Annotated in this window: 1 protein-coding gene; it reads left to right on the top strand. The window is 34.2% G+C overall.

The annotated features are described in order from the left end of the window. The first annotated feature begins 49 nt into the window (after positions 1–49). Positions 50–505 (top strand): GNAT family N-acetyltransferase, encoded by a 456-nt coding sequence (locus E1171_RS03980; RefSeq protein WP_155204319.1) that lies wholly within the window; start codon positions 50–52, stop codon positions 503–505. The last annotated feature ends 80 nt before the right edge of the window (positions 506–585 follow it).

Below are 585 nucleotides of genomic sequence, written 5' to 3'. Positions count from 1 at the left end.
AGTTAAAGGGACATAGTTTACACTTTTTGATCTTAAAAAGAAGAATTGGATGAAATTTAGAAAAGCAACTGAAAATGATGTTTCAAAAATAGTAGCAATGGTTGCGGACGACGAGCTCGGAAAAACTAGAGAGAATTTTCAAATACCATTACCAAAAGAATATCTGGAAGCATTTAAAGAAATAAACTCTGATAAAAATCAAGAACTAATAGTTGTTGAAAATGAAAATTTTGAAATAATTGGAACTTTACAGCTTTCATTTATTCAATATTTGACATATCAAGGTGGAATTAGAGCCCAAATTGAAGCGGTTCGGATTAGAAAAGACCAAAGAGGAATAGGATTAGGGAAAATGATGTTTGAATGGGCAATAAAAAGAGCTAAAGAACGAAATGCACACCTATTGCAATTAACAACTGACAAAAATAGACCAAAGGCAATTAAGTTTTACGAAAATTTGGGATTCAAAAAATCCCACGAGGGTATGAAAATGCATTTTGAATAAAAAGGCAGCTTGTCAACAATGGCAAGCTGCCATGCATTGCAAGCTCCCAAAGGCCGACGTTCAGAAAGCACAGCAGCCAG

The sequence above is a fragment of the Xanthovirga aplysinae genome, assembly GCF_009711365.1.
Taxonomy (GTDB): Bacteria; Bacteroidota; Bacteroidia; order Cytophagales; family Cyclobacteriaceae; genus Xanthovirga; species Xanthovirga aplysinae.
Note: the sequence above shows the minus strand (reverse complement) of the source record. Positions and strands in the feature narration are given on the sequence as shown.